Consider the following 9,318-nt stretch of genomic DNA (forward strand, 5'->3'; position numbering starts at 1 on the left):
CTCGGAGGCCGGGCGCCTCAGGAGCGGCCGGAGCCGCCCCGGCCGGACCGGCCGCGCGGGCGCAGGGCCGCCGCGGCGAGCACGGCGGGCACGGTGACGAGCAGCATCGTCCGGGTCGGCGAGCTGCCGTGGTGGCGCTCCGGAGCGGGCACCGGCGGGGCCGCCAGCGGCACCCGGACGGGCTTGACCACGGGCCGCGGCTTCGCTTCGACGGCCGCCGGGCTCGGCGTGGCGGTCGGCGAGGGCGGCTCGGGCACGGGGGCCGGTGGCACGACCGGTGCCGCGGTCGGCTTCGGCGTGGGCTTCGGCACGGGCCTGGTCGACGCGGGCGGCGGGGTGGGTTTCGGCGTCGGGGCGGGCGGCGGCACCGGCGCGGGGGTCGGCGTCGGGGTGGGCTTCGGCTCCGGCGTCGGCGTCGGGGCGGGGGTGGGAGTCGGCGTCGGGGTGGGAGTCGGCGTCGGACTCGGCTTGGGCGTCGGGGTGGGGCTCGGGCACGGGTGGTGGTGGTGCCAGGGCGGGTGACTGGGCTTCGGGTGCGGACCGGGGTGGTGCAGCACTCCGGAGAGGTCGACCGAGACGCCCACCTCCACGTCGACATCGACATCGACGCCCACGCCACCTCGGCCGACCGACACCGAGACGTCCGTGCCGGTGGAGACACAGGTCTCGACGACCGGCCCGTGCGGGTCGCCCCCGCCGTGGTGCTCGGGGGTCCGGGCGGCACCGGCCGCGCCGCTCAGCAGCGCGCAGAGGGCGGCCACCCCGGCTGCCGCGCCGGCCAGCCGGGCCCGGCGCCCGGAAGCGCCCTTGCTCACGACGATCAGGTCTGCGGTCACGACGGCCCGTCCACCGGTATCCGCCGTGCCCGCCGGGGCTGCGCCAGGGGCTCCATGTATCTCTCGCATCGTCAGGAGGTCAGCGTTCGTGGGGAGTTGTCCTCGTCGGGAGTCGGCCCCGTCCTGGAGCCCGGTCGGCGCCGGGAGGGGCGACATCGGACGGCCCGCCTTTGAGGGGCGGGCCGTCCGACGTCAGGTGAAACGATCTTGCGGTGGGCCGGTTACGGCCCGCCCGCGCCCGATCGGGCCGTTGTTCAGTGGCGACCGTGCGCGATCTCGACGTTCTCCAGGACGCCGACCGCGTCCGGCACCAGGATCGCGGCCGAGTAGTAGGCGCTGACCAGGTACGAGATGATCGCCTTCTCGCTGATGCCCATGAAGCGGACCGAGAGGCTCGGCTGGTACTCGTCCGGGATGCCGGTCTGGTGCAGGCCGATGACGCCCTGGTTGTCCTCGCCCGTCCGGATCACCAGGATCGAGCTGGTGTTCTCCTTGGTGATCGGGATCTTGCTGCACGGCAGGATCGGTACCCCGCGCCAGGCCGGCACCTGCTGCCCGCCGAGGTCGACATGGTGGGGGTAGAGCCCGCGGGAGTTCAGCTCGCGACCGATCGCCGCGATCGCGCGCGGATGGGCGAGCAGGTAGTCGGGGTCGCGGCGGCGGCTCAGCAGCTCGTCGAGGTCGTCCGGGGTGGGCGGGCCCGAGTGGGTCTGGATCCGCTGCGAGAAGTCGGCGTTGTTGAGCAGGCCGAACTCCGGGTTGTTGACCAGCTCGTACTCCTGGCGCTCGCGCAGCGCCTCGATGGTCAGCCGGAGCTGGTGCTCGGTCTGGTTCATCGGCTGGTTGTAGAGGTCGGCGACCCGGCTGTGCACCTTCAGCACCGTCTGGGCGACGCTCAGCTCGTACTCGCGTGGCTTCAGCTCGTAGTCCACGAAGGCGCCGGGCAGCTCGTACTCACCGTGGTGGCCCGCCGACATGGCGATCTCGGCCTCACCGCGCTCGTTCTGGCGCTGGAGCGGCAGGGCCAGGAACTCCTCCAGGTGCCGCTGGAGCGCGGGCGAGCCGTCCCGGATGGCCTGGAACTCGCGCCTCGGCAGCGAGAGCACGGTGCCGGCGGTCACCGTGGTGGCGGTGAACTCCCAGACGGCGTCCGGGTCGAGTACGGCGTGCTCGCCGAAGCGGTCGCCGTCGCCGAGCACGCCGACCACCGTCTCGTCGCCGTACTTGCCGGTGCCGATCTGGTTGATCTTGCCGTGGGCGATCAGGTAGATGCGGTCCGCCTCGGTGCCCCGCTCGGCCAGCACCTCGCCGGGGCCGAAGTCGCGCTGCTCGCAGCGGTCGGCGAGGGCCGTCAGCACCCCGTCGTCGTCGAAGCCGCGCAGCAGGGCGAGCTCCCCGAGCTCACGGGGGATGACCCGGACCTCCGAGCCGGTCTTGATGAACTCCACCCGGCCGTCGCCGACGGTGTAGGTGAGCCGGCGGTTCACCCGGTAGGCGCCACCGGCGGCCTGGACCCAGGGGAGCACCTTGAGCAGCCAGCGGGAGGTGATCTCCTGCATCTGCGGTGCGGACTTGGTGGTGGTGGCGAGGTTGCGGGCAGCGGCCGTCGTCAGGCTCGACTGCTGCGGTACCTGCTGCGTCTCCGGGTTCGTGTCCACCGGCATCGGCAGGGTCTCCTTCATCTGGTCAAGGTCACGCCGACCCGCCCCGGAGTCCGGGGACGGATCATCAGATACGCGTACGGGAAGGGGTGTTGGCGAGAGAGCGCGATGGTGTCCGCCCACTCGGGGCGACCCACCGGGAACCCTAGATCACCCGCGCCCGGCCAAAGCCGTACGGCCCCAAAGCACCCCCCGATAGGGTGAATCTGATGCGCCTGGCGGTTGGAATCCCGTGCGTTCCTCCCACTGACCCCGGACTTGCTGTGCATGCGAATCGCCCGCCCACCGGAACGATCCCCTCCACCCGAACGGAGCGACGTGCGGGCCCGCGGGCCGCCGGGCGGCGCACGAGCGGATGGCACAGGTGTTCGCTCGTCGAACACCCGGTCAAGCGCCGGGTGACGGCCCGTCGGACGCCCGAACGGCGGACCGTCACCCGTCCTGCGCCGCGGCCCCCCGGCGGCGCCGGTGGCGGCGGTACCAGACCTCGCCGACCAGGACGGACAGCACGAGCAGGATGATCGACATCAGCGGCCACCGGCTGCCCGCGACCCGGATGTCGGCGAGCAGCAGCATGATCACCGCCCCCACCGGCAGGACCAGCGAGATCCCCGCCCTGATGGTGGCCGCGACGGTCGCCGGGTCGCTGCGACGGCGGCGCCGCCGCAGCGCGGCCCCGGCGACGTCACCGCCGAAGTAGAAGTCGACGGCCCGGCTGCCGACCCGGTCGGTCGCCCGGGCGTAGGAGAAGCCCATGTAGGGCAGCCAGACCAGCGGCGCGACCAGCCCGATCAGGAAGACCAGCAGGACCAGCAGCCAGCCGCCGGCCGTCCGCCAGCGGGAGGGCGGCGGATCGGCCCCCTCACTGGTCAGCCCGAGCAGCCGGGCCATCCGCCGGAGCAGCGACCAGAGCCCGCGCCGCCGCCCGCCCGAGGGCCGGGGCGCGGTGTCCAGGGCGCGCCCGGCGGCCGCGACATCGGGGTAGGCGCCCTGGAGCACCAGGATCTCGGCGGCCCGGGGCCGGGCGGCCGGGTCTCTCCCGGCCAGGGCGGCGAGTTCGAGGAACAGCTGGGCCTGGGCCAGCAGCGCGGTGCAGAACGCGAAGGGGATGAGCACCATGAACGGCCCGCCGACGAAGGCGCCCTCGCTCTGACTCACCCGCCGGGCGTGCGTCACCGCCAGTCCGGCCAGCTCCTGCGGCGTCGCCTCCGGGTGGGCCGCCCGCAGCTCGGCGACCCGGCGGGCGGCCCGGGGGCCGCGGTGGCGGACGGCGAAGACGGCGAGGGTCTCGGGCAGCAGTGAGGGGTGGGCCCGGACCGAGCGCAGCAGCTCGCCGACCGGGGGCTCCGGGCCGTCGGGCGCCGCCGCGTCGAATGTCGTCGATCCCTCTGCTGCCACGTCCGTCCCGCCGGTTCGGCGATCGGGGTCCGACCGCTCGGCCGGGCGGACCGGCGGTCGCGGGCGGGTGCCCCCACCTCTTCCAGCAGCCTAGTGGCGGCCGGGCGGCCCCGCCCGGGCAGCGGTGGCGGGCCCGCTCCGGGCGGCGTTCGCCGGCCCGCTCAGGCGACCTCGAAACCGTGCCGGACGCGGTCGAAGCGGCCCGCCGCCAAGTCCTCGTCGGTGATCCAGAACGACACGTTGACGCACTCGCCCCAGTCCACCGCGAGGGCGCGGCTCCCGATCTGCAGCAGCGGCCGGTGCCCCGCCGGGCGGCCGGTGTCGGTGTCGCACCAGCCGAGCACCCGCACGCCGGGGGCGGCGAGGTGGTCGCGGAAGTCGGCGGCGAGGTCGAGGGCGATCATGAAGTCGTCGGGGAAGACGTTCTCCAGCTCGCGGTCCTGGTAGGAGGGCGCGGAGAGCCGCCACTCGGCCCGGACCTCGACGGCCGGGACGGCGGGGGTGCCCGGGCCGTCGGCCGGGGCCGGTCCGGGTGGTGCGCCCGCGGGCACGTGCAGGACCCGGCAGCCACGGCCGGTGAAGTCGGAGAGCCACTCGTCGTGGAAGAAGAGGAGCAGCCCGGCGGTCGGCAGCGGCCAGTCACCGCCCCGGCCGGTGGTGCGGAAGGCCTCCGCCAGGCCGGCGCAGTCGAGCTGGGCCAGCAGCTGCATCGGACGCCCGGCGAACTCCGGCCACCCGGTGCCGGCCGGCAGGGCGGGCAGCCCGCCGAGCACCCCGGCCGACGGACCGTCGCCCCCGGCGGCGAGCGCCAGCGAGGGCCGCATCAGGCCGTGGACCAACGGAGCCGTCCGCTCGTCGGCCCGGGCCCGGATCGCCTCGGCGACACCGGGCGGGACGGGCAGCCCGCGTGGACCCGGCTCCCCCTGGTGGGCGGCGGACCGGCCCGGGGGGCCGGCCGCCCCGGCGGTCGTGCTCGCGGCTGCGGTCATGCGCGCGGGGAGGCCCGCGGGCGCGCTCGCGGCGGCGCGGTCGGTCGCGTCGGTCAGCGGTTCGGCCATGCGCGCAAGCCTGTCACGAGGGTCCGACAGCGCACGCGAAAGGCCCGTCAGGTGCCGGTACGGGGGCGGCCGGCACCTGACGGGGGACTGTGGGACGGGTGCCCGCCCGAGCGGGCCGGACCGGCCGGGGTCAGGAGCAGACGACCTCGTTGCCGGGGATGTCGAAGATGCCGGAGTCGGAGGCCGCGCCGGACTGGTACTCGTAGTAGAGGTACGTGTAGAAGTCGATCCGCGTGCCGGCGCCGCAGGCCGAGCCGGCCGCGATGTCGTAGGTCAGCGTCACGGTGGTGGAGGCCCCCGCCGCGACGGGCACGGTGTGGTGGACCAGGCCGCTGGTGCCGCCGGTGTCGCACGCGCTGACCGCCCCGCCGCAGGACGAGAAGGCGTACGCCAGACCGGGGACCTGGCTGGTCTGGTAAGTCGGCTGGACGGACTGGTAGACGAACCGCACGGGGGTGTCGTGCGGGTTGGTCAGCGTCAACGTCAGGGTGACCGCGGAGCCCGGGGTCGCCGTCGCCCGGTCGGAGCCGACCGTGAGCAGCGGCGTGTCCGCCTGGGCGGGAGCGGCCGAGAGGAGCAGACCGACGACGAGGGCCAGGATCGCAGCGATTCCGAGACGGCTCACATGTGTTCTGCGCATGACCAGTGAGCCTAGGCGGCACCGCCGGTCGTGGCACCGGCCTCCGCCCGGGCCCGTACCGGCATATGACAGCGGAGCGGACGCGGCAGGCCATTGACTACGCCACGACACCTCCCGCCACGGCCCTTCCCCTTACCCTCCGGCCCGCACCACCCACCGGGGCCGGAGCGTGCGGGCCGGAGCGTGCGGGCCGGAGCGTGCGGGCCGGAGCGTGCGGGCCGGCGGCCCCGGTCAGAGCGGGGCGGGCAGGACGTCGCAGAGCGCGGCGACGGCCGCCTGGTAGGCGTGGTCGGCCGGCGTGGCGTAGCCGACCACCAGACCGTCCGCCACGGGCATCGCGTCCGGCCCGATCAGCGGGTGCCGGTAGTCCGCCAGCCCGTCCAGGGCCAGTCCCCGGTAGGCCGCCGCCTTGAGCACGGACCGCTCGGTGCCGGGCGCGAGCCGGAGCACCGCGTGCAGGCCGGCCGCGATCCCGGACACCTCGATGTGCGGCGCCCGCACGGCCAGTTCGGCCAGCAGGTGGTCCCGGCGGTCCCGGTAGCGCCGGCGCATCCGCCGCACGTGCCGGTCGTAGCCGCCCGACTCGATGAACTCCGCGAGCGTCAGCTGGTCGAGCGCGCTCGCCCAGGCCTCCCGCTCGCCCTTGACGGCCAGCACCCGGTCCACCAGCTGCTCGGGCAGCACCATCCAGCCGAGCCGCAGCGCGGGCGACAGGCTCTTGCTGACACTGCCGAGGTAGATCACCCGTTCCGGGTCGAGCCCCTGCACCGCGCCGACCGGGCGGCGGTCGTAGCGGAACTCGCCGTCGTAGTCGTCCTCCAGTACCAGCGCGCCGCTCCCGCGCGCCCAGTCGATCACCGCCGCGCGCCGGGCGGCGTGCAGCGGGCCGCCGGTCGGGAACTGGTGGGCCGGGGTGAGCAGCGCCGTGCGCACCGTCGGGTGCTCCGCGAGCGCGTCGATCCGCGCGCCGTCCTCGTCCAGCGGCAGCGGCAGCGTCGTCACCCCCGCCCTGGCCAGCAGCGCCCGGTGGAAGCCCAGCCCGTAGGCCTCGACGGCCAGCGGACCGGCGGCGGGGCCGCCCAGCACCGCGCCCGCGCCGTCGAACAGCAGCCGCAGCGCGTGGGCGACGCCGGAGCAGACCACGATCCGCTCGGGGTCGGTGCGCACGCCCCGGGCCCGGGCCAGGTAGTCGGCGAGGGCGACCCGCAGCTCGCGGCGGCCCTGCGGGTCACCCGGGCCGAAGGCCTCGTTGGGCGCGGAGGTGAGCGCCCGGCGGCCGGCGGCGAGCCAGTCGGCGCGGGGGAAGGCGGAGGCGTCGGGGCGGCCCTGGATCAGGTCGTGGGCGGGCCGGCGCGACGGGGACGTCCGGCGGGCCCGGGTCGCGGCGACCGGCTCGGCCCGGTCGGCGACGGTGGTGCCGGAGCCCTGACGGGCGGTCAGCCAGCCCTCGGCGGCCAGCTCGGCGTAGGCGTCGGCGGCGGTGTTGCGGGCGATGCCGAGGTCGGCGGCGAGCGAGCGGTACGGCGGCAGCCGGGTGCCGGGGGCGAGCCGGCCGCTGCGGATCGCCTCGCGCAGGGCGGCCATCAGCGCGGCGCGGCGGCCGCCGGTGGCGGGCAGTTCGAGGTGCAGGTCACTGCCGGCCGGGCCGTCGGGCGGGCCGGCCACGAGCGTCGCCGTCGCCGGTGCCGCAGCCGTCGCTGCCGCCGCCGGGCGGGGTCTCGGCCCGGCCGTCGGGCGGGCGGGCTTCCGGGGGTGTGCGACCGGGGTGTCCGTCATGGTCCCGAACCCTATCGCCGGGTACGAACCGGCCCGAGGGCGGGCGGGTGGCACCGCCCCGCGGACCGGCTCGCGCCGGGGCCCAGCCGGAACCGGCCGGTCTCAGTCGATCCGGACCGAGTTGACGATGTAGGTGCGGACGTCGTTCCGGGTCCGCTCGGCGAGCGCCGAGTCGGTGGAGTAGGCGCTGACCGTGATCCAGATGTTCCCGGACTGCGGGACGCAGACGATGTGGGCGATCACGGCGGAGTTGCCGCCGATCACCTGGTAGTCGCCGTCGCCGGCGAGGTCCCAGACCTGGAAGCCCTGGCGCTGCAGCGCGCTCTGGGCCACGCCGAGACAGTCTCCGAGGGTGTCGTTCTTGGTGAAGGTACCCCAGTGCGCGAACATGCGGTCTCCCTTGCGTGGCGTGAGCCGTAGCGGGTCGTCGGGCGGTACGCCCCGGGGCCGTCGTACCGGCCCCGCGCATCGAGCATCGGACGGCGGACGTCCCGGACGCACGGGACCGGCGTCCCATCACGGCCCCGACCGCGGGCCGGGACAGCGCCCGGCCCCGGACCGGGACCGGCGGCCCGGCGGCCCGGCGGTGCTCGCGCCCGATGCCCGCCGTTCGGGTGACGGCCGGCCGGCCCGGTTCCTGCATCCGAGTCGGATCGCAGCGCCGATCGGGTGGCACTCCGGTCGGATCGTGTCCGGTTCAGCGTGTCGGCTGGCTATTCCTACCGGCATGACCAACACCAGGAAGTACCTGCTCGCCGCCGGTCTCACCGCCGCGCTGGCCGTCATATCCACCGGCCCCGCCTTCGCGGGGGACTGCGACGGGGTCGGGCACAGCGCCGCCGCCGCCGAGTTGTCCTCGGGCACCACCTGCGTCAACACCGGCGGCGCCTACGCCAGCGGCGTCGTCACCGGTTCGCCGGGGGTCCTCTCCGGCAACCAGATCCAGATCCCGATCAGCATCCCGATCAACATCTGCGGCAACGGCGTCAGCATCCTCGGCTGAGCGACCTCCCGACAGCCGGAAGGGCTGCGGTCCGGTCCCACCCGGATCGCAGCCCTTCCGCACGTCCGACTCCGCCGTCCGCCGGCCCCGCCCCTCCCCCTTACGGCACCACGGTCACCGGCCAGCGGCCCGCCTTCACCAGCCGGACCGCGACCGAGCCGATCACCCGGTGTCCGGCCTGCTCGGAGCCGCCGACCACCACGGCGTCCGCCCGCAGCTCGTCCGCCATCCGCGCGAGGCCCGCGAACGGGTCGCCCCGGAGGGTCAGGAAGCGCCAGTCCAGCCGCCAGACGTCGCTCAGCCGCCGCTCCGCCTCGCGCAGCGCCGCCAGCAGCTCGTCGGCGATCTCCTGCGTGGTCTCCCCGACGGCCGCGCCCGCGAGCGCGGTGGCCGCCCCGAGGACGGGCTGGACGTACGCCACCGCGAGGGTCGCGTTCTGCCGCCGGGCGAGACCGGCCGCGTAGGCGGTCGCCCGCCACGAGGACTCCGAGCCGTCCAGCCCCGCCAGGATCACCTTGGGCCCGTCGGTCCCCAGCTCGAACCCGGCGGGCGCGACCGCCGCCCCCGGCTCCTCGGCGCCGCCGACGGCCTCTGCATCGCTCTCGTTGCTCATGCCCAGAGGCTATGGCGGACACGACGGGTGAGCGGACGGGGCACGTCGGGTGAGGGCTGTGGTGCGCGCCACCCGACCCCGGACCCCCACCCCCCACGATCCACACCCCCCGCCGACACCCCGTCACCCACCGTCGACGATGTGCCCGGCCTCACACCCCCAAACCTGTGGCCCGGACCACTCCCACCCCCCAAACGATCTTGAAAAACGGGGCAAACACCTTCAAAACAGCCCAATCCCTAGATCCATACCCCCGGTAACCACCCACCCACCAGCCCAAACCTACGAATCCTTGAAACCCCCACCCCACCCCCGTAACTTCGAACCCGTTGC

Annotated in this window: 9 protein-coding genes; 1 reads left to right on the forward strand and 8 read right to left on the reverse strand. The window is 75.2% G+C overall.

Going from position 1 to position 9,318, the window contains the following annotated elements:
* Positions 1–17 precede the first annotated feature (17 nt).
* From ACIF6L_RS16630 to ACIF6L_RS16660, 7 genes are all read right to left on the reverse strand, one after another.
* Entirely contained in the window at positions 18–836 is an 819-nt protein-coding gene (locus ACIF6L_RS16630; protein WP_396487653.1) for a hypothetical protein, read from the reverse strand.
* A 254-nt stretch (positions 837–1,090) separates the two neighbouring features.
* Complete coding sequence (locus tag ACIF6L_RS16635) at positions 1,091–2,500, reverse strand: family 2B encapsulin nanocompartment shell protein (protein WP_352290942.1); 1,410 nt, start codon at positions 2,498–2,500, stop codon at positions 1,091–1,093.
* Between the two features lie 429 nt (positions 2,501–2,929).
* Entirely contained in the window at positions 2,930–3,895 is a 966-nt protein-coding gene (locus ACIF6L_RS16640) for a hypothetical protein (RefSeq protein WP_396487655.1), read from the reverse strand.
* A 161-nt stretch (positions 3,896–4,056) separates the two neighbouring features.
* On the reverse strand, positions 4,057–4,953 hold the full coding sequence (locus ACIF6L_RS16645; protein ID WP_396487657.1) for a DUF1963 domain-containing protein: 897 nt from the start codon (positions 4,951–4,953) through the stop codon (positions 4,057–4,059).
* A gap of 130 nt (positions 4,954–5,083) precedes the next feature.
* Entirely contained in the window at positions 5,084–5,593 is a 510-nt protein-coding gene (locus ACIF6L_RS16650; RefSeq protein WP_329491213.1) for a hypothetical protein, read from the reverse strand.
* Positions 5,594–5,824: 231 nt separating this feature from the next.
* Positions 5,825–7,369, reverse strand: coding sequence for a PLP-dependent aminotransferase family protein (locus tag ACIF6L_RS16655; RefSeq protein ID WP_396487659.1), 1,545 nt, complete (start codon positions 7,367–7,369; stop codon positions 5,825–5,827).
* Positions 7,370–7,471: 102 nt separating this feature from the next.
* Positions 7,472–7,759 (reverse strand): hypothetical protein, encoded by a 288-nt coding sequence (locus ACIF6L_RS16660; protein WP_352290892.1) that lies wholly within the window; start codon positions 7,757–7,759, stop codon positions 7,472–7,474.
* A gap of 337 nt (positions 7,760–8,096) precedes the next feature.
* Here ACIF6L_RS16660 and ACIF6L_RS16665 point away from each other — a divergent pair, with 337 nt between their 5' ends.
* On the forward strand, positions 8,097–8,372 hold the full coding sequence (locus ACIF6L_RS16665; RefSeq protein WP_329491210.1) for a chaplin family protein: 276 nt from the start codon (positions 8,097–8,099) through the stop codon (positions 8,370–8,372).
* 100 nt (positions 8,373–8,472) lie between these two features.
* On the opposite strand, the gene ACIF6L_RS16670 is transcribed toward ACIF6L_RS16665, so the two are convergent.
* Positions 8,473–8,985 carry a universal stress protein gene (locus ACIF6L_RS16670; RefSeq protein WP_329491209.1) on the reverse strand — a complete coding sequence of 171 codons (513 nt, stop codon included), beginning with the start codon at positions 8,983–8,985 and terminating at the stop codon, positions 8,473–8,475.
* Between the last annotated feature and the right edge of the window lie 333 nt (positions 8,986–9,318).

Origin of the sequence: Kitasatospora sp. NPDC086009 (assembly GCF_044540385.1) — a bacterium.
Lineage (GTDB): Bacteria > Actinomycetota > Actinomycetes > Streptomycetales > Streptomycetaceae > Kitasatospora.